This window comes from Deinococcus betulae (assembly GCF_020166395.1).
In the GTDB taxonomy this organism is placed as follows: domain Bacteria; phylum Deinococcota; class Deinococci; order Deinococcales; family Deinococcaceae; genus Deinococcus; species Deinococcus betulae.
Window position 1 is genome coordinate 19,897 of the sequence record NZ_JAIQXU010000030.1, and the last position, 22,921, is coordinate 42,817.

A 22,921-nucleotide genomic window follows, 5' to 3' on the forward strand; every position below is an offset into this window, starting at 1 on the left:
CGTTCTATCTATCGGTTCTTAATCCGTACTACTTGTGTAGATCGTATGCAAGAAAGTTCAGGTTTTTGTCTGGTGTTACAAGGCGTTATGGCTCGATAACGCATCATAACGCTTTCGATACGGTCTGCTCTGTACCCTCTACTCAGTCTTCCAACCAATCACCCGTAAATCACTTCGCGGAGATTTAACGTTGAAGGACTACCAGGCTGACCGCACGTCTTCTGAACAGGATGTTGCGATTGAAATTCGTCTCTTTCCGTCGGTTGGCAAGCTCAAATAGCGCCTTCGTTCTCCATCTCTATTTTGGCAGCGTAGTTTTCCTTTCACTGAAAATTATGAGTGTTTAGCTTCTACACGAGATTGGGAAGGAGTCTCTTTGGCATACCCTTAGGAGAGATCGCAATGTCCGTTTGTTAGCCACATTCTAACCCATGGAATGTGCTAGTTCCTAGTCACAATTTAGGTGTCTCTACTGGAACGCAATTGAGTTTCGATCAAATAAATCTTCGATGTTCCGAATAAAGATACAAACTTCACTCTGTCTTTGACAGTCAGGAGAATTATGTCTATGGTTAGCAAAAAGATTGTCTCTTCCCTTATCGGCCTGCTTACGATTGCTCTTTTGTCAGGATGCGATTCCTCGCAGTCTGTTCCTCCCGTCACCCCACCAGGGCCGACGACTCCGACTGACCCCGGACAGACTGATCCTCTCAATCCGGGCGAGGATAGCGAAATTGATTTCACCTATGTTGACGAGGATTCCGCACTCTCGATCAATACAGTTCAAGATGGTCAGGTTAAATTCGTCCCCAATCTGAAGATCCTCCGAGCAGATAAGGAAGAAATTCCTGAAGAAGTGATGGCGCAATCTGTTGGTATGCAGGCCCTGAGCTTGGCCAGCGATGCAGCAGGGCACTGGCATCCAATCAAGAGGGAGGGAGACGTAATCATTCTTGAACGTGATTCCGGCTCAACTGCACCGTTTGAATACTTTGCCGGTGACTTTCTGACCTCACAAGCCTCTTCAGTCTTCCCGAATGGTGCACTCCTGAAGGTTGTCAGCGTAGAGAAGCGGAGTGAAACGCAGTACGCTCTTGCAACGCAACATGCCACGATTGATCAGGTCATTAAGTATGCCGACGTAGAGCATAACACAGAGAATTTTGACGAGGAAGCGTTGAAGAGCGAAATCGATCATTTGAACGGGCTTTCAACAAAATTCGTGAGTCGTTCTGACCTCAAAGCCCAAGGTATAACTAATCTCAAAGCTATACAGATTAATATACCCAAACAAGTTATTCTCTGTAGCGATACAGACACAACTCAGAATATCATTCTGAGCGGTGGCATTAATATGAACTTGCGTTTAAATACCGATGTCTCAGTTGACTTTCCTCACTGGTATTCTGTTGTACCTAACGTTAAGTTGGAAGGTGTAGTCTTAGTCGATCAAGATTCGAGCTTGAGCTTAACTGCGAATTGCCCAGGCATGAAATGGAGCATTCCACTCGCGACCTATACCTTCGACGAAATTAGTTTCTCTGTCGGTGTGATTACACTTCGAGCTGCGCCTACGATGACGCTCTCGCTGAATGCAGATGGAAAAATCACAGGGGAGGTCAGCTTTAAACAAGTTTACAATGGTAAGTTTGGTGGTGGCGTCGATAACTTTGCTAGGAACGGTGCTTATGGCGTTGTCGATAATAAACTAAGTTATACACTTACTAACAAGTGGTCTGGTGAGGCTCGATTTTATCCTCAGGTCAAAATGAATCTTAATCTCTACGTAAATCCGCCACTCGTTGGGCAGGCGGGGGCGCAAATTGATACTACTGTAAATCTTGGCGCGAAACTCTCAGCTTCGAACTCCAAGCTCTGTATCAACGGCTTTACGGAAGGCTCAGTGAAGTATTCTGCGAATGCAAGCATCGTTGGATTCAATATCTTTAATACGTCGGCGACATCGAATCTTAACGGTTACACCTCGCCAGCATTCTGCGTTTAGCATCCTTTACTGGTCATTGAGTTAGAAATCGTAGCATAGCACTCTCCATTCAATATAGTGAGGCGACAGTATCATCGTAAAACATGATAAGCCTCACTATATTAATCTTAAAATATGTAGTTCGGCAACTGTTGGCAATCATAGATGGTTGTCGATTTGTATTCAATACAAATCGCGGTACAAGGAGAAACAACGTGAATACATTATTCAAGCAGACTACTGTGTTGTCTGTCTCTATTCTGCTCTCGTCTTGTGGATTGCAGTCGAATCCTTCCACTCCAAGCACACCCGCTCATCATACATCCGTTAGCGGGTACGTTTATATCACTCCTAACGATGCTTTGAAGAACACAGCTATTGATATTCGCTCTCTAGATGGTAGGACACTCATAAAAACAGAATCTGATGATGAAGGATTTTTCGATATAGATTTGGATATTGCTAGTAATAAAGAGCCGTTCGTGATTGTCGCAAACGGGGAGTTAGACAGTAAAAAAATTCAACTTAGTCGTACTGTGAATTCCGATGACTTTCTCGATACGCTCGACGTTAATCTTATTACCACTCTTGCGACAGAGCGATATCAACAGACTCAAGGTAATTTAGATCTTGCTTTTGCTCAAGTCTCGGAGGATCTGGGCCTGAAAACTCCAGGTCGCGAGTTGAGAGACGACTCGTATTTCGTTGACCTTTCAGAATTAAATATTTCGCAGTTTGAAGGTCTCAGCTCGCTCAAAAATCTCAGTCAGTACATCAAGACGACTCAGAATCGTTTTAATAACGAGATTAAAGTCCAAGGAATTCCATCTAGAACTTACAGAAAAGTTCTTGGCTCTGCCCTGATTGCTGGTGTCGGAGCAATTGCTGATTTGGGGGAGCAGTCGGGATTGGTTAAGGCGGCGAAACCGTTTCTTGAAGAGTATCTAGATAAGAAACTCAACACATCTTCGCCCACTCTTGATTTGAATGATATTGTTTCCGAGATCGCAAAATTAGAGTATAACTTATCTTCGACAACGGTAAGCTCAACACTTGCTAATGAGCTTCGCCAACTTAGCCCCCAAGAAGATCTATTCAAATCACTTCTCAGAAATGATATTGAAAGGGATCAGCGTCTCAAAGGTCAGAACAATCCTCAGCTCCGACAGAGAATTGAAGCTGAGGAGGACGCCGATGCAATTATACAAAACCATAGCTCACTACAAGCTATATTATTCAATCAATCGAATGGTTTAGACGGGCAAAATCAGAAATTGATCCTTGATTACAGCAGAGCTCTGAAACCATTTGGAACAAATGAAAATGCATCAGATGTTGGCCGCAGACGAGTTACGGCTCCTCGAGGTCTCATTGAGACATTTTTAGCAGAGAGGATATTGGAAAATGGAGACGACTACTTTCATTTTTCCTTCTCCAAAGGAAGTTTGTTAAATAATGGAGAGTATTATACTAACGTACAAGCACTTAAAAATCGATACCTCATCATGGATGAAAGTGATGCAATTGAGGCAACTAATTTATTCAGAAATTATATATCTCATCAAGCATATCTTATTAGCAGATCAATAAACTTGTTAAGAAAAATCACAGGATATAAAAACAAGGATAGGCAATATTTAGACTATTTCTCGGGACTTAAAGATTTGGAAAAAAGGCGATTGGAAGCAGCAATGTCACAATTTCCTAATCTTACACAGGATAATATTAGCTCCTTTGCCGATTCAACTATTTTGACTTTTGAAACTGAAGTCCAGAGATATCAATCTGTGTTCAGTTATTTTGTTAACAGTCCATATCGAATATCTATTGACACAGGTAATGTGAGTGAAACTAGGTCTATAGTTATGAAGTTTAAGAAATATTTTCCAGCGAATGTTATCTCCGATGCCAATGGAATAGTCACCGAAGGTTATTTCGTCCAGGATGGCACATCAGGCACACAGCAGAAGACATTCCCTACCATTGTTATCGATAGCCAGGCTAAGAAGGTGGATTTGTGGGCTTGTGCTCGAGCTGGCTACATTCCAAAAAATCAGTATGAATCAAATTTATTCGATTACCCCGCTGATGCCCCTACGAATAAGCAACCGACCACGTTGTATGCCTCACCAGCTCTGGGTTCCGTGTCTACAGAAGGATGGAGAAGGCCAGATGCAAAGGTGGTATCAAAGATTGACGCTACATATGAAGTCAATCCGTTGGTATCACTGAATTTGATTCAGCAGATGTGCAACTTCAATCTCCTCAGCGAGGGTGACACGACAAAAACGGCTGTCCTTCTCAGCGGTGCGTCAACATATAAAGGTTCATTCGTAGAGACGAAAAATGGCAGACCTGGAGTACTGAAGATTAATCAGGACATAGTCAGTTCAGGATTGCCATCGGTACTAGACGCTCATATTTCCGCACCAGAAGCATATGACTCTTATGACGCCACCCGACAAATTTATAAAGTTGGATTTTCATCAAAATATAATGTTATTCTTCCTCTTTATCTCTCTAACTATGATGTAATTCCATTTATTGAGAAATAGACTATTTACATCTGGCCTGGAGTTTTATATTCCAGGCCAGATGTACGAATCAATCTATTGAGATATATGTGCTGAGGAGATTGAATGAATCAAATACATAGAAATGCACTACCTCCAAAATTTGACGCTTTATACTGTACATTTTATACTATATCTAATTTATATATAAGAAACAGATTTGTCAGTCGCTTACACAAATTCCTCAATTTCCAGAATAATGCACTTATAGCTCTCATTCTGACTATCTTTCTCTGTCAGGCGTCCCATGCTCAATCCGATATATCCAACGTCGCTAGTGCATCTAAAATAGATACTAATGATAAAAATGTAATTGTAGATGTTCTTATCAATGAGATTTATAGTATTGATCCCGTTGAAGGGGATTTTCTAGCTGACGTCACGCTGAGCTACGAGTGGAACAATAGAAGTAACACAGAAGCCTTAAAGACAGATGACCCAATGCTGTCAAGTGATCCACTAATCGACTTTGTGAATGACAGAGACTTAAATCTGATTTGGGAGGATTACGGCGAGCCAACCTCTCCAGACATGCAATACAGAGTAAGCCGACGTTATAATGGTGAATTTTCCGCATACTTTGATCTCTCGAAATTTCCCTTCGACACCCAGCAGATTAAGTTGATCCTTGAGCCAAGACACAATACCACTAAAGAAACGACACTTATGTTCAATCCACAACTTTCCAATCTCGGCTCCACTCAGCTCATTGACACTATGATTCCGAAAAATGAATATAATGGAATTGATGGATGGAAGTTCAAATCCGCCCAACTGATCGCTAAGGAACAGAACTACGTAGGTCGCGCTGCACCCTCACCTAGATTATTGGTCGATCTCACGGCTGATCGAGAGTACAGTCATTATACCTATCTCGTCATCAGCTTGATATTCTTCATATCGCTCATCTGCTTTTCAGCATACTTCTTCCCAATTGAAGATATTGGAAGTCGTTTGCAAGTTCTAACGGCACTACTCCTAGCATTAACTGCCGTGCAGTTTGTTGTTTATGATGACTTACCCACAATACCTTACCTAACGAGAATCGATCTGATGTTCCTGTCCTGCTATGTTTGCATGCTCTCGGTGATCGCTATCACTGTATTTGTCAAGTGGCAGATATCAAAACGCGACCGGGAATCAGTTGTAAAATTTGAGAAGGCTGCCATGATTTCTACATCTATCATCTTTTGCGGTGCATTTCTGGCTGTTAATGTACTGCGATAATTTTTAGACGCTCTACATTGATATGGCTATATTAAGATATGGAATAGTGTCTGGACTTAAAAGACATCTTCATATGAAATATTTGAATTTATTTGTTAGAGTCTACACTCTACTAATTTCTTGGTATGGAGAACACCATGTACTTGACCACGCTGGGTGGCACGAACCTGTCAACTTCACGCATTGCACCGCGTCATCTGCTGTTTCTCGCCTACCTCCTTGTCGAAGGGCCTACCAGCCGTGCTCGGCTGCGGGCCCTCTTCTGGCCGCACAGTACCAGTGCCGCTGGCAATCTCCGTGTCCTCATCAGCCTCGTGCGCCAGGCCGCACCCGGATTAATTATTGAACGGGGCGATCGCCTGACTGTGCAGTGCAGCAGCGATGTGACCGAGCTTCTCAGTCACATTCAGGCCAAGCGGGCGAGTGAAGCTCTCCAGCTGTACCAAGAGCCGTTCTTGACCCATATCGCCCTCACGCTTCTAGGACCAGAACTCGAAGAATGGTTGATCGACACCCGAGAATCCATCGCTGAACAACTCTGGGAGATTCTTGTTCACGACGCAGAAGCTCTGTTAGGGCAATGCCGAATCAACGAAGCGATTCGGCACGCCGAAGCGGCCTGGCTCCTGCCTGGACTTCCACCTCGGGATGAGCACGATCTGCGCCGCATGCACCGCCTCCTGACGCTTTGTCATAGCCCGCATGCCGGCTTGGTAAGCCGTGAGGCCCGGTCACTCGGGCTGGAGATCGAGGGGCCTCCCCCCACAGCTGAACTGGAGTTCATTGCCTTTCCTGGACCTCATCTCCCCGAAGAAATCACACCCTTTCTGGGGCATCAGGAATTACTGCAGCAGATTCACTCAACGCTTCATCTGCCAGAGGTGCGGCTCCTGACCATCTTCGGGATCGGCGGTGCAGGGAAAACGCGCCTGGCTCTTCAAGTGGCCCAGCGGGCTCAGCAGATCTACCACAGTCAGGTGTGGTGGATTGCTTTAGGAGAAGTCCAGCAGCCAGAGGACATACTGCCTTATGTCGCCCGGATCCTCGGTGCCCCACTTTCGCCCGGCCGATCTGCGCTTGATGTGGTGGTCATGGCCCTGCGCGAACGCCCTGCTCTCGTCGTTCTCGACCAATTCGAGCATTTGTATGGTGCAACTTCTCTCATTTCTGAACTCCTGCGGCAATGCCCTCAACTGAAGGTGCTGGTCACGTCTCGACAGCGCCTGGCACTCCGAGCAGAAACGGCCTTCGAATTAAGCGGTTTGCTTATTGAAGCGCGTCCAGGCCAGACCATGAGTGACGCACTTGTTCTGTTCATTGGTCAAGCTCGGCGGGTGCGCCCAGTGTACCGATTCACGGACCTTGACCTAGAACACGCGCAGGCGGTGTGCACGTTTGTGGACGGTCTACCGCTGGCGGTTGAGCTGACTGCGAATTGGATTCGCACGCTGACCCCAGAAGCTATTTTGGGGAATGTACAGGCTATCTTGGGCCTCCCGAGTGCGCCAATGAGCGATCTGCCTGAGCGACATCAGAGTATGCGGTTGGTCTTAGAACAAAGCTGGGAGCGCCTCACGCCCCGAGAACAGGAAGTCCTTGCTGCATTGGCTGTGTTCCATGGTGGTTTCACATTTGCTGCAGCAGCCGCTGTGGTCGGCGCGACGCTTCAAGATCTACAGGGCCTTGTTGATACGTCGATGATCCGCGTTGACGTGACTGGTCGGTTCAGTCAGCACCCGTTGATCGCGCAACTGTCTCGTCAATATTTAAGCGAAAACCTTGTGGCGCAGCGAACACTAGAGGAGAAGCATGCCGCTTTCTTCCTCAAGCAGTCAAATACGGGGTTCTATGAGCAGCTGGACGGTCAGCGTCAAATGGAGTGGCAGGACTGGTTCCATTCAGAGTATCCAAATCTCGCTGCGGCACTGGACAGCGCAACCGCCCGAGCTGATTACCTCTCTGCCATGTATTTGGCGCGTAATCTCCACCGTGAGTGGAATAACCGGGGACTGGCTGCTGTGAAACTGCCGACGATCCTTTCGCTCCTGCCCTATGTGAAAGAAGAGCCTGCAGCACACGCGTGGGGCCTGATCACGGCAGAAGCATTCGCGATGTACAGCGGCACCCAGCCGGTTGGGGACGCTCTGGCTGCTGCTCGGGCCGCCGGGGATGAATACAACATCATGTGTGCTTTGTACGTTCGGGAATTCGCGGTCCAGCAGCGCGGAGACGCTGAGCACGCTGCCCTCATGGATGAACTCTACGCTGCCGTTGTAAAGACGGGCCGTCCTGCACCTCTGGCCACTATGCTCAGACGCCGCGCTAGCGTTGTGTTGGCCAAGGGCGACGGAGCAGCCGCTCAAAATGATCTTGAAAGCGGGTTATTTCTCGCCAAGCAAATGGGAGCCACGTTTAATCGCGCTGATCTTCACCTCCTGATGGGGCAAGTGCATACCCTTCGCGGGCAGTTGGATGCGGCTGAGCAGTGCTTTCACGCTGCCCTCCATATGTTCACGACTTTAGGCTATCGTCCACATGCCAGCACCTGCTTCAATGCCCTCGCGCTGCTTCAACTGCTTCAAGTGAGTCCAGGCTACCGTTCGTCTGCGTTGCAAGTGGCCCTTGATTACTGTGACCGGGCCGATGAAACGTTCAGCTCAGAAGGCCGACTCGCCGTGCGTGACAACGTGAATGCCCGTGGCTTTGTCCTCAGTGCTCTCAATCGCTTACCGGAAGCGCAGGAGTGTTTCGAGCGGGATGTTCAGGCGGCCAGAAATTCTGGGAACCGTCAAGGAGAACACATGGCTCGGCTTGGGTTAGGTCACTTGGCGCTCCGGCGACGTGACTGGTCGGCGGCGCAGACCATCTTCGCGGCAATTGTGGCAGAAGCGGACGCGGCAGATGGGCACCGGCCAGCGTGCTGGCTGGCCTTACATGGCCTGGCCGATACCCATCTTCGGCTGGGCCATCAGCACAGGGCGCAAACGCACTGGGATGAGGCTCAGCGCTTGGGTCAGAGGTTAGGCGCTGTGCTTCCGTATTTCCTCACTCTTCCCGCTCGGCGGTCTCAGCGCCAACAGCTAGAGGCTGCCAAGACGCACATCTGAAAAGAACAGATCGTTCTGTTGTAATGGATATCCGCATGTTTGTCACCGTTAGAGATCAATGAGTGACCTCTCTGATTTAAAGTTCCAAACTTCATTGTCTTCTCTCAATGAGAAAGCTGAAATATCTGTGTGACTGGCCTATAATGTATGAAGTGTGTAGCGAGAGATTAACTGTCCAACACGTAGTCAAAGTCGTAAATCGATTTTTGCATACACTTCATACTACAAATTACATACTTTACAAGTGAAGAATTTAACTCTATCAATCATTGCTGTGACCCTATTCCTGAACGCCTGCTCAAGTCAGATTTCAGCGCCTAGCCCTGAAGGCGTCAAAGATGCTTTTCCTGATGGGGGCGTGGACAGCTCATCATCAGACAATGAGTCGAGCAGTGCAAATTCAGGCCAAGAAGGTCAGACGAATGAGGTCGAGGAATTTGATGCCCATAAGGCATTTAAAAGCGAAAGCATCAGGAGCATTCTTGCATCCAATATTCCCTTGGCAACAGGTAAGGGTAGTATCAGCATGAAGATCATGAATGGAACGAATGGACACTACTCTAACGGTGATATTTACTGGGGCATTTTGGGCATCAATCCATCGAATGGGCGCTGGAGCTACTTGGACAAGAGAGGGATACTGCGTTCTCTTTCAAGATCGCTCAATGATGCCAACGGACATCTGAGTAAAAACGGTACAAACTTCGCGAACATCTATCATCGTACGAGTGAGATTGATTGGATAGAAATACCAAAGATTACATCTGGACGACTGTATATCTGTATTGGTAGTCCTTGCTATATCAAGACGTTTGATACAGGTTTTGCTGGGCCTAATATAGACAATCCTTCTGATCCCAATATCAATGTTTATTTCGATTTTATTGAATTTACTATAGACGATAGCGGTTACCATGGAAACACTACTCGTGTGGACGGATTTGGCTTTCCGCTTCAACATCGACTTGTGAATCGAAATGGCACATATGATCAGGTTGTTGGCGAACGGGAGGACGTGAGTCGAGCACAGATTTTTGATGCGTATCTCTCTCAAGTTTCTGAGCCCTTCCAGGCTTTAGGAAGACAGCAAGCGCCTTACCGAATTGTCGCTCCTATCCACGGCGCGTTCCGAGAGGGAGGAGCACAGGCCAAATATTTTGACAACTATATACAGCGTGTTTGGAAAAAGAAGTCCAAACCAAGCACGCAAAATGTTCTGTTGTGCAATGGGCCTTTGGCTGAGGATCCGAGCGGTTGTGCAGGGCTCAACCGAGGAGTCTATGAAGACGTAGGTGCATGGAAGATTCCAGCGAAGTATTATTCAACGGCACCCGCAAATGCTTACGCGCAGTTTTGGCATAAGCAGGCAATAGGTGGGCTGGCCTACGGATTCGCCTATGACGATTTTAATCAGCAGGCTGCTTACCAAGAGGTGAAGGATCCCAAAGGTCTCATCTTACGAGTAGGCTGGTAGATCGTAGCTTTTCCGTGAGATTATATCTTCACGGCCAATAGTTATGGTTTGAATCTACGACATCCTCTGTTCTCCAGCGCCAGGCGCAGCCATTGCAGCAACAGGAGGGCGACCAGATACAGGACCATATGGTGGTCGCCAAGGTGCTTGAGCTGCTGACCGCGAACACCGTCCTGGCTCAACACGCACCAGGAGCGATCAAGTCCCCCCTCATCTGCGTTCGAGGCGCCAGTTCTGTGCTGCCAAACCATTAAGGCCCCAGGTTCGGACTTCTGTTCCTGCAGAGGTGCTGGCATTGACGCTGTCCAAGGCCAGGCGGGTCTGCTGGCCTACCACACGGTGATAGCCCTGGCCCATGTCCTCCAGGTGCCAGTTCTGGGCAAACTGACCGTTACAGTTCCACAGCCGCACATCCGTCCCTGGCGTGCTGCTGCCACCAGTGATGTCCAGGCACAGGTCCTGATTGCCCAGGACACTCCGCAGGCGGTAGAAGCCGTCGTCCATCTGTTCCACACGGAAGTTCTGAGCCGGGAGCCCATTACAGCCCCACTGCTGGAGCTGCGCACTCGGACTCGCTGCTCCATTCTGAACGTCAAGACATAGGCCACTAGCCTGGTTCACCAGCCGGTAGATGCCGCCGTTCGCGAGGGCGTATCCGTTGGTCGATTCACTGGTGTAGGGCCAGTGGCCGTTCCATTCCAACAGCTTGATGTCCAGTTTGGGGGCGCCGTTCTCTCCTGCATCATAGAAGTGGTGCGCGAAGTAGATGTTGCCATTCTCGACGTAGACGTCACCGCCACCCGGGCCAAGCTTGTTCGCCCGGGGCCCCATCATGACGGTTCCTCCTCCTTGATCCAGTCGAACTCCATTTTTGTCCAGATACGGCCCCGTGATCCTCGTGGAGCGGCCCACCACCGTCTTGTAGGTACTGTTCACTCCCGCACAGCATTTGTCCCAGGACAGGAAGAGGTAGTAATAGTTCCCCCGTTTGACGATCGAAGGCGCCTCCACCGGATTGTTGGCCACTCCAGGACGATTGGCCAGGGTATACACGGGTCCGTCGAAGGTGGTCATGCTGCTCATGTGCTGCAGCTTGATGCCACCAAAAAATGACCCCCAGGCCATCCACCATCCGCTGGCGCTGTCCCAATGGACAGACGGGTCAATGGCATTGTGATCGGTGGTGCTTCCAGACCTGAGGATAGGGCCTCGGTCTGTCCAGCCGCCGGTTGAGCAAGGACTGGTGCTCGTGGCCACGCCAATGGCCGAGTTTTTCGTTCCGAATTGCGACGCTGCGTAATACATGTAGTATTTCCCGTCGTTGCCGTTATAGACCACTTCGGGAGCCCAGATGTTTTCTGCGCGGTAGGTTGTGACAGCCCAAGCCGGCGTGGGGAGAGCACCCAGTGTCTTCCAGGCACCTGTCAGGCCGCCGTCCGAGCGGTGGACCAACACGCCACCCGGATGGGTAGGATTCCCGACACCCGTCGACATGACGCAGTAGGTTGATCCGGCTTTGAACAGTGTCGGGTCATGCGCCCCAAGCTGGCCTGTCAGGCCGAGGGTGCTCTGGCCTTGCAGTGGCTCGGGCGGCTGAGAAGTGGGCCCGGCGGCGTGCTGGGCACAGGCAGCTAGGAGCAGTGGAAGAGTCAGGATGGGTGAAAGCCAGCGTTTCATGGTTGCCTCTCAAGGGGGACGGTCTGAGCTGGAGAACACCGGCTTCAGGCGTAGATGCAGGTCAAGGGCTCACAGAGTAAGCTCCTTCTGCTGTACGAGATGTGGTGGTGAGCGTTCACAAGGTAAACATGCTCCTGAGTCTTGTCAATCAGCGGCCAACAGCGGTGTCACGCATCTGCCGTCTGGGGCACATTAAGGCCGCTGCCGGAGGTGACCGCGCCACATCAGGCACTCGCACGGCCACGGGTACAGCAGCGGTCGGCGCAGGTGTACGGGGGCCTTTTTCTGTTCGCGTCGGGGCTCAATGCGGGCTTCAGTCTGCCGGCCTCGTTCACGCTCCCCAGCCTGCTGCGTGCCGCGACGCCTGAGGCCTTGACCACAGTGCAGCTTGGGGTGAATGGCTGCCGTGCTCCTGCTGTGGCACCGAGCCCGGACTGGGGAGCAGCGTAGGATCCTCACCGCCCTGGCTGCCCTCTTCATTCTGGGCACCCTCCTCACGTGGTCGGTCCGCTCGTTTCCTGGCTAGACCAGCTGCGTCCTGCGTGCCGAGGCGTCACGTCACCCCTACGCAGGGCATCGTGGACGGATGGCACCCTCTGCTCCCCACCCCGCACCACCCCCTGACGTGTCGATCTTGGGCGACAGCCCTGGGCCGAGTCTCTTCCTGCTCGTGGAGCGAGCGGCGGCGGGCGAACCACAGGCCTGGCTGACGTTGACGCTGCCGCTGCTGCTCGCCATTGTCTTAGTGATGTGGATTCGCATGAGCAACCGACCTGAACTAGACAATGTGCCAGAGCGGGAAGAGGACTGAACGCAGAGCCCTGTGCAGCGCCGCCTCTCCCTGCCTCAGTGTGTGCTGCCGGCAGGGGAGACAGGGACGGCTCGGAGCAGCCCGTCCATCCTCTTTGCATGCCTGAGGCACATCAGCGTGCATCACGGTGACCGGCGAGGCAGGATGAGGGCATGCCGGAGCAGGCGAGCAACAGAAAGGGCCAGAAGCCGGATGCGCCGCAGGATCCTGGCTGCGGCGCATTGGCCGCCTTTTCAATGGTCGTGACCCTGGTGGGCAGCGCCGCGTTCCTCATGGCCGCGATTTCAGGTTTCAACGCGTGGTGGAACAGTCCAGCCGAGACAGCGGCAGGCGACTTGGCCTTCGTGGTGGCTGTTGGGTGCCTAATTCTGCTGCTGCTGGGCTGGGTGGGTCATGGTGTGGCGCGGCGGTGGATGTACCGCTGGTCGACCTTGTTAGTCGTGTTGGCCGTATTTGGGCTGGGGTCCTGGTTCTTCGGCCGCGAGTACCGCGCCCTGGTCCGGGCGGAGCGGGCGGCACAAGTGCTGGAGCAAGGGCGATACACAACGCCATGAGCCAGCCGGCCTGCTCATTTACAGGCCGGCTGTCCGGTCAGGTGTCCAGGTCTTCTTTGACCTGGTGGATGAGGATGCCGGATACGCTGCCAGCACTCGGGCGCACAGCTGGGTCCGTGAACCAGAACATGCGGTTGTGTTCCCCTTGGACGGATCGAGCTCGCTGAGCGGCCTGCGTGACCCAGTCGTCCGAGGCTTCAAAGGTGAGGTGGGTGTCGTTCGTCAGTTCTAAGATCAGCCGAGCCATAGGGTCAGCCTACGCGGGCTGGGCGCAGGGCGCCGTGGCCCAGCCTGACGGCTGGTGGGATGCTGGGCTGTTCAGGTCAATTCGGCGCTATCAGCCGAGCTAGCGATCTTCCGTAAAGTTCCGCAACGCCAACAGGCCTGCTCGAACCAGCTACATCGCCTTCGCCGGTGGATAAGCGGCGTCCGACCAGATGCGGTCCTGACCGGCACTGCGCCACCAATCCAGCGGTCGGCGGCGCATGAAGTTGAGCACGGTAGAGGCGGCAGTCGAGATGGGCGCGGGGGTCATCGCGTCTTCTGGAGCATGATCGCTCGCCGTGCTGAACGCACGGATATTGCTGACCGTTTCACGCCGGCGCACCCAGCATGATCATGGCAATCCCAGGGGCATACGCTGCGCGGCGCACCGTCACGGTCCAGCCGGTCTGGCGGAACGCGTCTGCTTCCGTTTGGATCTCTGGGTCCCCCATCACCATGTACGGCTCATACGTCAAGACGAGCTGGCCAGTGGCCGCGACTTTCCAGTATCTGCTGTGGTCGCGGATGCGCGGCCGCCGATCGGGGAAAGCCCTCAGCACCTGGTCTTCTTGGTCCGTCAGACGGTGGATCTCGTGAGACCGCAGGGCCCTGGAGCCCCGGCCGTCGAGGGCACACTCGGTGATGAAGGCGTCATACCGCTTAGCCTGGGCGGCATAAGTGGTGGCCCCGTCGTAACTGAGGGTCAGGTTGCGCCGGGCGTCGGCCATGAGGCTGCGGCCGTACGCGGACTGGGCCTGGTAGGTCAAGCACGCGGGCACCTCCAGCAAGCGGGGGACCGTGAGTCGGATCAGTTGCCGCGCTGGGCCATTCTCTTCGTAGGTGGTCGTACGGTCCGGGGCGGTATTCTCTAGGGTCTTCAACCACGCTTTAATGGTTTCGTTCAGGGGGCCTGGTCCCAGGGTCGGGAGGGACATGACGGGGGCAGCACCGTCAATGAGGAGGCCCGTTTCCGGGGTCCATTCCAGGAGGTGTGCTCGCCACAGTTGCTGCCGGAGGGCGGGGCTGACCTGTTCGGGCAGCGGCAGGAGGGGCCAGGGGGTGGTGAGGCGAGACCGGCGATCAATGTAAATGGGGTGGGACTGGTATTTGGGGACGGCCCGGTACACCGTGTCGCGGTCCAGCAGGGGAATGGCCAGCGGCACGGGGTCAGTGACGGGCGCCGATACCGGCAACTGCGCGACGGAGTCAGGGCGCTGGCCATCCAAGTGGGCAATGGCTGCCTGGGCCCAGCTGGACGACACGTCGACGTCGTAATGCCGAAGGGCGCGCTGCAGGGCCTGCGCGTCGGCGGGTGGCGCGAGGCGGGGCCGGCTGGGTTGGGCGCTGAGGGTATTCCAGTCGGTGCCGTGGAGGGCCGCAATCACCTGCAGGGCGCGTTGCTGGCCGAGGGGATTGAGGCCGTGGGCAGTGAGGTAAGTACGGAGGGCCTGGGCAACGGTCTTGGCCGAGTGGTCGTGCATCGCGGTGTCCCTTTCTGGGCGCGTGTGGGCGGCCGGTCCCCGCGTTGCCAGCCGCCACCGCCCAGGAGGGCGCAGAGGTCAGAATCATCAGCCTGGACTTCACCGTGCAACTGCGGGGGGCATAGGCGTCTAGGCGGCCAAGTCTAGTGTACGCCATGTCCCCGCAAACGGTTCATGGTCAGTCGTCACCGCACGCCCGAGCCCTCTGCCCCTGGGACATCATCAGGCCATGAACCTGCTGTTGTCGTCTGCCGCTCTGCTCGCCCTGGGCACTGCATCTGCTGCTCAGCCAGCGGGCCTCTCAGCGGAGTGAATTCGCCCGGCTGCCCTGCCCATCATGGCCGCGCTGCCTGCGAGCTTTGTGCTGCGCAACGACCGCCTGCTGGACCGCACGACTTCAAGGCTTGCCCGAGTTCAGCCTTTGTGCAGGCATTCCGCGCGCCTGGCCAGGCGATCAGCCAACGCGCGGTCCACACCATTGGGCGCGACACCGGGGCGGTGAGGCCTGAAATAGACATTCCCCTGCGCAAGGCCGACCGCACCGTTGCCGCCGATCAACCAGACCAAGTCCAGCTCGGGCGCTGAGGCATCGGCCTCACCCATGATCTCTTCAAGGGTCCACGCCGTGTCGGCGGTGTCGCCGTCAGCGAGCCGAGCGTGACGTGCGCCGGCGGGCAGCCAATGCCACTTCATCTGGGGCAGTGTAGCCCTGCGCGTTGCCAGGCCGTGCTGGACATCAGCGTGAGTAACTCCTGCGCTCTTCACACTGTGATATGTGCTCATTGTATCTTAAGGAAGCCTTTATGCTGGCCGGGTATGGTCACGCCCCGGCGCTTCCTTCTCGTTGACGACAATGCCGCATGACCAGCTCCTCGCGATAGAGGCCTTCGGTGACCTCTGTCCAGACTGTGAACTCCAGGTCTTCGGGCAGGGCGCGGCCGCCCTTGCTCACCTCAGGACTGCCGCGGCCCTGCCGGATGTGATCCTGCTGGATGTGAACATGCCGGGCATGAACGGCTTTGAAGTGCTGCAGGCGCTGAAAGCGGACCCCCGCTTGGTGCCGATTCCGGTGGTAATGCTCTCGACCTCTGGGGACCGGGATGATGTGCGCACGGCGTACACGCTGTGTGCGAGTTCGTACCTGGTCAAAGCGGCGAGCTTTCAGGGCTTCCTGAAGCAGGTGGAGACCTTCTTGCGCTACTGGGGCGAGGCCCGCATCGTTCCGGCTTGACCAGCGTCTGTGCGATTGAATTCAATACGAGCGGCCAGTGGGCTGCCCAAGTGAAGGATCGACACGCACGACAGCGCAGAGAGGTCAAACGATATTGTGTGGGCGTTGGTGCTTGTGCCCAAGAGCGTTCAGGTGCGTGGACCCTAGGTTCTGTAGGCCATCTCAGGGAGGGTACGGTAGGCCATACCCACGAGCAGGCTCGGCAAGCCAGCACTTATGGTGTGGCCTTATGCCCCTGACTTTTGAAGAACGCCTCAACCGCTACGCGGCCCTGCTTGTCTACATCGGGGTCAATCTTCAAGCTGGGCAACGTCTGCTCATCAGCACTGACCTCGAATGTGCGCCGCTGGCGCGCCTGATCACCAAGCACGCTTATCAGGCGGGCGCGCCTCTTGTCAACGTGATCTGGAACGATGCCCTCACTGCCCGCGTCCGCTTCCAGCACGCTGCCCTGGAAACCTTGTCCACCTTCCCGCAGTGGCGCGCGGACCTCTGGCGTGAAACGGCTGAGCGTGGCGACGCCTTTTTGCACGTGACTTCCGACGATCCGACCTTGCTGGCCGACATCGATCCGGACCTGATTGACCGGGAACGTCTGGGCCGTCAGGGGCCGCTGCGGCCCTTCACTGAGCTGATGCGTAGGAACGCGTTCGCCTGGTGCCGCGCCGCAGCGCCAAGTGCGGCCTGGGCCAGCCGGGTGTTTCCAGCGCTGCCGGCAGACGAAGCGGTGGCGCGCCTCTGGGACCATGTTTTTACGGCGAACCGGGTGGACGAGCCTGATCCAGTCCAGGCCTGGCGGGACCACCTGCAGGCCCTAGCGCGGCGTGCTGAGATTCTGAACGAACGCCGGTACCGCACAGTGCACTTCCGTGGCCCAGGCACAGACCTGAACGTTGGTCTGGCTGACACGCACCTTTGGGTCGGCGGCGCGTCGCCGACCCCCGCGGGCATCTTCTTCGCTGGGAACCTTCCGACAGAGGAACTGTTTACAGCGCCTCACCGCACGCAAGTCAGCGGCACGGTCCGTGCCACCAAGCCACTGAGCTTGTCGGGCACACTAGTGCGGGATCTTGAAGTGCGCTTCAAAGATGGGCGTATTGTCTCTACCCAGGCGTCTGAGGGCGAAGCGGCGCTGCAGCGGGCGCTCGATACGGATGAGGGGGCTCGGTATTTGGGGGAAGTCGCCCTTGTGTCAACTCAGTCACCAGTTGCAGGGACGGGCACGCTCTTCCTAGACAGCTTGTATGACGAGAACGCCGCCTGTCACCTGGCGTTCGGATTTTCGTTTAGCGAAAACTTTGAGCGCGGTCCTGAGTTGAACTTGGAGGAGATTGCTGCACTGGGCGGCAACGACAGTCTCACACATGTGGACTTCATGATCGGCAGTGCGGATGTAGAGGTCGACGGCATCGCAGAGGACGGCTCGCGTCAGCCGCTCATACGGGGAGGCCGCTGGGCGTTCTGACGCGAGGTGCGTCCTTCTGGTTGCTGATTGGCCTGACGACACAATTTGCCAATTGTTGTACGCTCAGCCCTCGTCCCACTTGTCCCAAATGGGGCCTCTGAAATTGAGAGGTGAAAAACGTCGATTCTATCGGCTCTGCACTCTGTCCTAGAAGGTGTAAAGCTGAACTGGGACGCGCCCAGAGAATCGCTCACAGCGGCCCTTTCGATTCCTTAATCTCGGAAAATACTGTGTAGGGCATCGATTTTTGCTCTGACTCCGCACCAATCGTGTGCGGAAGCTTTTCAGGGCTTCTTGAAGCAGGTGGAGACGTTCTTGCGGTATTGGGACGAGGCTCGGATCGTTCCGGCTTAGGCCTGTGCCGGTAACCAGAAAGCGCCCCAGGGACGATGCCCTGGGGCGCGCACAGCCAGTGGGTTAGAGCGTGCCCTTGAGGGTGCTGGCGACCTTGAAACTCACCTTCTTGCCGGCGGGAATCTGAATCCGCTCGCTCGTGCCGGGTTTCACGCCCGTGCGCGCCGCCGTGGCTTTGACGCTGAGGGTGCCCAGGCCAGCGAGACCCACGCTTTGACCCGCTCTGACGGCATTCACAATGCTGTCCAGGGCGGCCACGACGGCGGCGTCGCTTTGCTTCAGGGTGAGGCCGGTGCGTTCGGCGACCAGGTTCACGAGTTGGGCCTTACCGACTTTCGTGGACTCACTGGCGGCCGCCGTGGCCGCTTTCGGGGCAGCGGCTTTGGCGGCAGGTGTCTTGGCGGGGGCCTTCGTTGATTTTTTCGTCATGCGCGTCAGTGTGCAGGGCCGGAGGGTAAGCGTGCAAGGGGTGGCGCGTGCCGGAAGCCTCAATGCAGTGCCGCTCTCCCTGCGCGTCTGTAGTATTGGCTTGACCTGCTCCAGTTTCGCCTTGTGACACAGACCAGCCCGCTTCAACGATTGGATCAGACGACGGCTCATCTGGACTGGGAGGCGGTGCTCCGCCAGGTGCAGGCCGGGCAAGGCTTCGAGATCGTTCGGGACGGTCAGGTCGTCGCCTGTCTCCTGCCGGTGCCGCCAGCGCCTCTCCTGGACATGGCCCCCCGGTATCAAGCGTTGGGCCGCCAGTACGGCGCCGGCCTGATGCGGAGCCTGCTCACGCTCACTCCAGAGATGTGGGAAGCCCTGTGTGAGCGCGGGTACCGCCTTGAGCGGCTGATGGCACCGGTGGCGTGTCTGGAACAACTGGCCACCATCCTGTTTCCCACCACAGCGACGGCTGCAGGCCGTGACTGGATGCAGGTCGGTCAGCGCAGGTTGAAAGGGCACACGCCTGCGATGGTCTTTGGACGCGGTATGGGGCGGACGCTCAGTGATCCGTGGGCGCACTGGACGCCGCTGCTGGAAGCGGCGCGAGTTGATTTCCAGTCGCGCCCTGAGGGCGCCCGTCTGCGGCAGATGGGAAGTGCAGGAGCGCGCCACCAGGCGGAGTGAAGGCCGCGAGGCCCGAATCGTGCCTGGACGGCGGACGGGCGTGCGCCATCTGCCAGACTGCTGAGTGTGTTCGAGGCGGAAGAGGTCATGGAGGTGCTGGAGATCAACGGCGGCTTGACGACCGTGTTGCTGCCAGACGAGAGTCAGGAGATCTGGCCGCTTGTACGCTTGCCCGCTGGGGTGCGCTCAGGCGACCGGGTGGGGTGTACGGTCACCGCGGATGGGTTGCAGATGGTGCTGCTGCCCCGACCAGCGGGTGTGGTGGCCTGAGCATGCTGCGTGAGCAACTGCTGTCGCCTGCGCCGGCTGAGCTGGCCACGTTCTTGACTCGACACCTGCGGACGCGGGAATGCTTGATTCAGGTGGCTGGGCTCGCGGAGGTGGTGTATCACGGGCGCGCCGCCAGTACGGCGGATGTCGGCGCCTATCTGCTGCTGATCAAGCCGGACGGGAGCGTCCAAGTCCACGCCCCCAAGGGCGTGAAGCCGATGAACTGGCAGCCGAAAACGGACGAGCTGACGGCGTTTGTGGAGGACGGGCGGTGCATCCTGGTGGCCGCGCGGTGCAGTCCGCAGGAGCTGGTGCGGGTCATCTGGCTCGAACCACAGGTGGCGCAGGCGTTGGAGATCCGAGAGCCGGCGGGCTTTGTGCTGTCAGGGTCGGAGAAGCAGCTTCAGGAGCTCCTCGCGCGGCAGCCGGAGTTGATTGAGCCAGGCTTGCGGGTGCTGAACCGGGAGTTGCCTGTGTCCTCGGGCGGTATTGACCTGTACGCGCAGGATGCACAGGGCCGGTACGTGGTTGTGGAGCTGAAGCGGGGGAAAGCGACGCAGGATGCGGTGTCGCAGCTGGCACGCTACGTGCGGTCGGTGGAGGAGATGCTGCTGCGCACGCACCGGACAGTGGAGGTGCGGGGCATTCTGGCGGCGCCCGACATTACGGGTCCAGCGCGCTTGGAACTGGAGGACCGGAATTTGGAGTTTGTGGTGGTGCAGGTGCCGCAGGTGACGACAGCTTCCCCTGTCCAGGCCTCGCTGTTTGACTGAAGACACTCGCGTCCCCTCAATCTTCAGGAAGGTCGATGGTCATTTCCTGGTGGGCGGTGGCTCTACGCCTCGTCTTCTACTAAAACCGTTGGGCTGGGCTTCTTGACGTGGTGTGACCGGCGCAGCGTGTGCGTTCAGCGTTACCCACTTGTGGAAGGTCGCCCGCTCTTCTGGGGGTGGACGAAGTCCTGACCAGCCGCCCTGCCTGGGAGGGAAGCCAGTAAGAGGCCGTAGTGCAGACGTTAGCGACACTGAAGGTCAATCTCAGGTGTCACTTCTAAAACGCAGAGCAGCCTTTGCCTGATTCGCTTCGAGGCGCGATGAGGCTTCAGCTCTGTCGGTCCATTCGCGCAAGCTCTGTGGACAGAGGTCAGATCTCGGAGGTCGTAATTTAGTGAGCCAATGAGCGTACGGTCGAGGTGCCACGCGGCAGAGATCACGAAACTAAAGTAAGCCGCGCCGCAGGGCCTGTACTGCTGCTTGGGTCCGGTCTGCCGCCTTGAGCTTGACCAGCAGGTCTTGCACATGAACCTTGACCGTGCTGACGCTGACGCCCAGTTGAAGCGCAATCTCCTTATTGCCCTGCCCATCAGCGATCAGCCGCAGCACCTCCGTTTCCCGTGGCGTGAGCGGTGACGCTGTTTGTGGGGCCCGAATCCCGCCCAGCACATGATGGGCCACTTGGGGGTCCAAGTAAGCGCTCCCAGCCGCCGCCGCCCGAATAGCCAGCAGCAACAGCTCTGGATCGGCATTCTTGAGGCAGTAGGCGGCGGCCCCAGACGCCAGCGCCGCGAACACCTCCTCCCGCAAGTTATGGGCCGTCAGCATCACAACACGCACCGCCGGGTATCGCCGCGCCATTTCCGCAGCGGTTTGAATGCCGTCTATCCCCGGTAAGCCGATGTCCACGACTGCTACGTCCACTACACCTTCTGCAGCGAGCAGTTCAAGGCCCTCCTCTCCACTGCGCGCCTCCGCCACAACCCGCATATCCGCTTCTAAGTTAATCGCTGCCCGGAGGCCATCTCGGGTAAACGCATGGTCTTCAATCAGTAACACACGAACTGTGTCTGAGCTCATAAGGTCTCCAGCGGCAGGGTCAAGGTAAAGACGCTCTGGGCCCGGACGGTCCGGTGGTACGTGACGTGCCCACCGTGCCCCTCAGCAATCCGGCGCGTCAGATAGAGCCCCAGCCCTGTTCCGCCGCCCGCCCCCCCAGAACGGAAGCGCTGAAAGAGCGTGGCTTCCCGGCCCGGCGGCACGCCAGGCCCCTGGTCGAGCACTCGGAGGGCGGCTTCGTCTCCCTCGTGTTGAAGCGTCACTCGAATGACACTATTGGCTGGACTGAATTTGAGGGCGTTCTCCAACAAGTTTTGAACCGCGCGCCGCACATCGTGTTTTCGCCCCGGCACCGTCACGCCCTCCAGTTCAGTCTCGAAAGTGATACTTCGGTCGGCCGCAGGCCCTTGAAGCTGCGCGAGAACACCAAGGATGACCTCCCGCAGATTGACACTCTGCGCCTCGTCGTCGGTCTCGCCACTCTCGTATTTGGCCACCAGCAGCAATTGATCCGCCAACGAGAGTAAGGTCGCGTTCGCTTCTAAACCGTTGCGCAGCGTCGCGCAGTAAGCGTCCGGCAATGGGCCGTACGCCCCCTTGAGGGCCGACCGGATGTTCACAGCATTGGCCAGCAGTGGCGTGCGCAGGTCATGGGAAAAAGCGTAGATCAGATCTTGAAGCACCTCCCCTCTGGCCTGGAGCTGGGCTTGCCGGGCATGGATGTCGTCTAACAAAGCGGTCCGGTCCAGCAGAGGTTGGAGCGTTTGAACTGCCTCCTGCACCACGTCCAGGGGTGCCGTTGGGCGGGTCAACAGCAGCAGCAGATCGCTTTCCAGCGGCCGGGAAAGACGCGCCAGCAGCACGTCGCCCCCGGAGACCGCCCAGACTGGACCCACTCCAGCCGGCTGGGTCAGGGCCTCCAGTGAAAGCCGTGTCCCTAAGCGCGACACCCCATCAGACGGACTGATCGCGTGCGGCTCGCGCAGCATCGCCCGGTCCACACTGCCGATTTCGACCACTTGAGCCCCGGCAAGCGTCCGCAGCGCCTCCGCTGCGCGTGAGACAAACTCGGCCTGTCCAAATGGCCCACTGACCGCTTCCACCAGTGTTCGCAGGCCTCGCTCCCGGGTCAGACGGCGCTCTTCTTCGGCCAATTGTGCCGCCTGCAGGCTGACTTGCCGGGCCCGCAGCGTGAGGCCGGCCACAAGAATTGCGGCGAGCATACTGACCAAGCGGTTGCCGAGGTCTGTTGTACTCATGCCGTCCCGCAGGGCATTCATCCACCCAGCAATCACATTGCTCGCCAAGATCAAGCCGAGGAGCACAAACGTAGTGGAACGCGAGAGGCCCAGGGCGGCCAGCGCCAGCGGCGCACTCAGCAGGGTGGCGACGACCAGAGAAGCGGGCGTCAGGATGTCCAGCAGAGTAATGAGGGCAATCAACAGCAGGGTGACGGCCAGTAAGCCACGCTGACCTAGACGAAATCTCGCACCCTTAGGAGAAG

General features: G+C 55.9%; 19 protein-coding genes. 12 read left to right on the top strand and 7 right to left on the bottom strand.

The features are described from left to right. Positions 1 to 562: 562 nt before the first annotated feature. The 5 genes from K7W42_RS18465 to K7W42_RS18485 all read left to right on the top strand — a co-directional run bounded on the left by K7W42_RS18465 (position 563) and on the right by K7W42_RS18485 (position 10,365). The gene (locus tag K7W42_RS18465) at positions 563 to 2,005 is read left to right on the top strand and encodes a hypothetical protein (protein WP_224576516.1); all 1,443 of its coding nucleotides are present in this window, start codon (positions 563 to 565) and stop codon (positions 2,003 to 2,005) included. 194 nt (positions 2,006 to 2,199) lie between these two features. Beyond that, positions 2,200 to 4,539: a hypothetical protein gene (locus K7W42_RS18470; RefSeq protein WP_224576517.1), complete on the top strand. Its 2,340-nt coding sequence runs from the start codon at positions 2,200 to 2,202 to the stop codon at positions 4,537 to 4,539. Positions 4,540 to 4,623: 84 nt separating this feature from the next. After that, positions 4,624 to 5,784: a ligand-gated ion channel gene (locus K7W42_RS18475; RefSeq protein ID WP_157461579.1), complete on the top strand. Its 1,161-nt coding sequence runs from the start codon at positions 4,624 to 4,626 to the stop codon at positions 5,782 to 5,784. Between the two features lie 137 nt (positions 5,785 to 5,921). After that, entirely contained in the window at positions 5,922 to 8,891 is a 2,970-nt protein-coding gene (locus tag K7W42_RS18480) for an ATP-binding protein (RefSeq protein ID WP_224576518.1), read from the top strand. A gap of 244 nt (positions 8,892 to 9,135) precedes the next feature. After that, positions 9,136 to 10,365 (top strand): glycoside hydrolase family 64 protein, encoded by a 1,230-nt coding sequence (locus K7W42_RS18485; RefSeq protein ID WP_224576519.1) that lies wholly within the window; start codon positions 9,136 to 9,138, stop codon positions 10,363 to 10,365. A 210-nt stretch (positions 10,366 to 10,575) separates the two neighbouring features. Here K7W42_RS18485 and K7W42_RS18490 read toward each other — a convergent pair whose 3' ends face one another. Continuing rightward, positions 10,576 to 12,042, bottom strand: a complete 1,467-nt coding sequence (locus K7W42_RS18490) for a family 43 glycosylhydrolase (RefSeq protein WP_224576520.1) — start codon at positions 12,040 to 12,042, stop codon at positions 10,576 to 10,578. A gap of 586 nt (positions 12,043 to 12,628) precedes the next feature. Between K7W42_RS18490 and K7W42_RS18495 the strand changes: the two genes are divergently transcribed. Both K7W42_RS18495 and K7W42_RS18500 read left to right on the top strand, forming a co-directional pair. Next, positions 12,629 to 12,853: a hypothetical protein gene (locus tag K7W42_RS18495; RefSeq protein ID WP_157461658.1), complete on the top strand. Its 225-nt coding sequence runs from the start codon at positions 12,629 to 12,631 to the stop codon at positions 12,851 to 12,853. Positions 12,854 to 13,005: 152 nt separating this feature from the next. After that, positions 13,006 to 13,407 (top strand): hypothetical protein, encoded by a 402-nt coding sequence (locus tag K7W42_RS18500; protein WP_157461659.1) that lies wholly within the window; start codon positions 13,006 to 13,008, stop codon positions 13,405 to 13,407. A gap of 37 nt (positions 13,408 to 13,444) precedes the next feature. Here the strand turns inward: K7W42_RS18500 and K7W42_RS18505 are convergent, their stop codons facing one another. The 3 genes from K7W42_RS18505 to K7W42_RS18515 form a co-directional block, all read right to left on the bottom strand. Further along, positions 13,445 to 13,654 (bottom strand): hypothetical protein, encoded by a 210-nt coding sequence (locus tag K7W42_RS18505; protein WP_157461660.1) that lies wholly within the window; start codon positions 13,652 to 13,654, stop codon positions 13,445 to 13,447. 346 nt (positions 13,655 to 14,000) lie between these two features. Further along, positions 14,001 to 15,152 carry a hypothetical protein gene (locus tag K7W42_RS18510; protein WP_224576522.1) on the bottom strand — a complete coding sequence of 384 codons (1,152 nt, stop codon included), beginning with the start codon at positions 15,150 to 15,152 and terminating at the stop codon, positions 14,001 to 14,003. Positions 15,153 to 15,566: 414 nt separating this feature from the next. After that, on the bottom strand, positions 15,567 to 15,845 hold the full coding sequence (locus K7W42_RS18515; protein ID WP_157461662.1) for a hypothetical protein: 279 nt from the start codon (positions 15,843 to 15,845) through the stop codon (positions 15,567 to 15,569). A gap of 160 nt (positions 15,846 to 16,005) precedes the next feature. Between K7W42_RS18515 and K7W42_RS18520 the strand changes: the two genes are divergently transcribed. Next, positions 16,006 to 16,383: a response regulator gene (locus K7W42_RS18520; protein ID WP_224576524.1), complete on the top strand. Its 378-nt coding sequence runs from the start codon at positions 16,006 to 16,008 to the stop codon at positions 16,381 to 16,383. A 229-nt stretch (positions 16,384 to 16,612) separates the two neighbouring features. Beyond that, positions 16,613 to 17,848 (top strand): aminopeptidase, encoded by a 1,236-nt coding sequence (locus K7W42_RS18525; RefSeq protein ID WP_157461664.1) that lies wholly within the window; start codon positions 16,613 to 16,615, stop codon positions 17,846 to 17,848. Between the two features lie 417 nt (positions 17,849 to 18,265). Here K7W42_RS18525 and K7W42_RS18530 read toward each other — a convergent pair whose 3' ends face one another. Beyond that, positions 18,266 to 18,631, bottom strand: coding sequence for an HU family DNA-binding protein (locus tag K7W42_RS18530; protein ID WP_157461665.1), 366 nt, complete (start codon positions 18,629 to 18,631; stop codon positions 18,266 to 18,268). Between the two features lie 123 nt (positions 18,632 to 18,754). On the opposite strand from K7W42_RS18530, the gene K7W42_RS18535 reads away from it, so the two are divergent. From K7W42_RS18535 to nucS, 3 genes are all read left to right on the top strand, one after another. Continuing rightward, positions 18,755 to 19,315, top strand: coding sequence for a hypothetical protein (locus K7W42_RS18535; RefSeq protein ID WP_224576525.1), 561 nt, complete (start codon positions 18,755 to 18,757; stop codon positions 19,313 to 19,315). Positions 19,316 to 19,381: 66 nt separating this feature from the next. Further along, complete coding sequence (locus tag K7W42_RS18540) at positions 19,382 to 19,585, top strand: hypothetical protein (RefSeq protein ID WP_224576526.1); 204 nt, start codon at positions 19,382 to 19,384, stop codon at positions 19,583 to 19,585. A gap of 2 nt (positions 19,586 to 19,587) precedes the next feature. Further along, the gene (gene nucS / locus K7W42_RS18545; protein WP_224576527.1) at positions 19,588 to 20,358 is read left to right on the top strand and encodes an endonuclease NucS; all 771 of its coding nucleotides are present in this window, start codon (positions 19,588 to 19,590) and stop codon (positions 20,356 to 20,358) included. A 444-nt stretch (positions 20,359 to 20,802) separates the two neighbouring features. Here the strand turns inward: nucS and K7W42_RS18550 are convergent, their stop codons facing one another. Both K7W42_RS18550 and K7W42_RS18555 read right to left on the bottom strand, forming a co-directional pair. Then, on the bottom strand, positions 20,803 to 21,438 hold the full coding sequence (locus K7W42_RS18550; protein ID WP_224576528.1) for a response regulator: 636 nt from the start codon (positions 21,436 to 21,438) through the stop codon (positions 20,803 to 20,805). Next, positions 21,435 to 22,859, bottom strand: a complete 1,425-nt coding sequence (locus K7W42_RS18555; RefSeq protein ID WP_224576529.1) for a sensor histidine kinase — start codon at positions 22,857 to 22,859, stop codon at positions 21,435 to 21,437. The genes K7W42_RS18550 and K7W42_RS18555 overlap by 4 nt, the downstream gene beginning before the upstream one ends. Between the last annotated feature and the right edge of the window lie 62 nt (positions 22,860 to 22,921).

Bases quoted from the DNA above. Each gene is read 5' to 3' on its own strand.
- K7W42_RS18530 (WP_157461665.1), bottom strand. From the start codon at position 18,631: ATGACGAAAAAATCAACGAAGGCCCCCGCCAAGACACCTGCCGCCAAA.
- K7W42_RS18475 (WP_157461579.1), top strand. From the start codon at position 4,624: ATGAATCAAATACATAGAAATGCACTACCTCCAAAATTTGACGCTTTA.
- K7W42_RS18510 (WP_224576522.1), bottom strand. From the start codon at position 15,152: ATGCACGACCACTCGGCCAAGACCGTTGCCCAGGCCCTCCGTACTTAC.
- K7W42_RS18500 (WP_157461659.1), top strand. From the start codon at position 13,006: ATGCCGGAGCAGGCGAGCAACAGAAAGGGCCAGAAGCCGGATGCGCCG.
- K7W42_RS18490 (WP_224576520.1), bottom strand. From the start codon at position 12,042: ATGAAACGCTGGCTTTCACCCATCCTGACTCTTCCACTGCTCCTAGCT.
- K7W42_RS18505 (WP_157461660.1), bottom strand. From the start codon at position 13,654: ATGGCTCGGCTGATCTTAGAACTGACGAACGACACCCACCTCACCTTT.
- K7W42_RS18465 (WP_224576516.1), top strand. From the start codon at position 563: ATGTCTATGGTTAGCAAAAAGATTGTCTCTTCCCTTATCGGCCTGCTT.
- K7W42_RS18520 (WP_224576524.1), top strand. From the start codon at position 16,006: ATGCCGCATGACCAGCTCCTCGCGATAGAGGCCTTCGGTGACCTCTGT.
- K7W42_RS18525 (WP_157461664.1), top strand. From the start codon at position 16,613: ATGCCCCTGACTTTTGAAGAACGCCTCAACCGCTACGCGGCCCTGCTT.
- K7W42_RS18515 (WP_157461662.1), bottom strand. From the start codon at position 15,845: ATGAAGTGGCATTGGCTGCCCGCCGGCGCACGTCACGCTCGGCTCGCT.
- K7W42_RS18550 (WP_224576528.1), bottom strand. From the start codon at position 21,438: ATGAGCTCAGACACAGTTCGTGTGTTACTGATTGAAGACCATGCGTTT.
- nucS (WP_224576527.1), top strand. From the start codon at position 19,588: ATGCTGCGTGAGCAACTGCTGTCGCCTGCGCCGGCTGAGCTGGCCACG.
- K7W42_RS18480 (WP_224576518.1), top strand. From the start codon at position 5,922: ATGTACTTGACCACGCTGGGTGGCACGAACCTGTCAACTTCACGCATT.
- K7W42_RS18495 (WP_157461658.1), top strand. From the start codon at position 12,629: ATGGCACCCTCTGCTCCCCACCCCGCACCACCCCCTGACGTGTCGATC.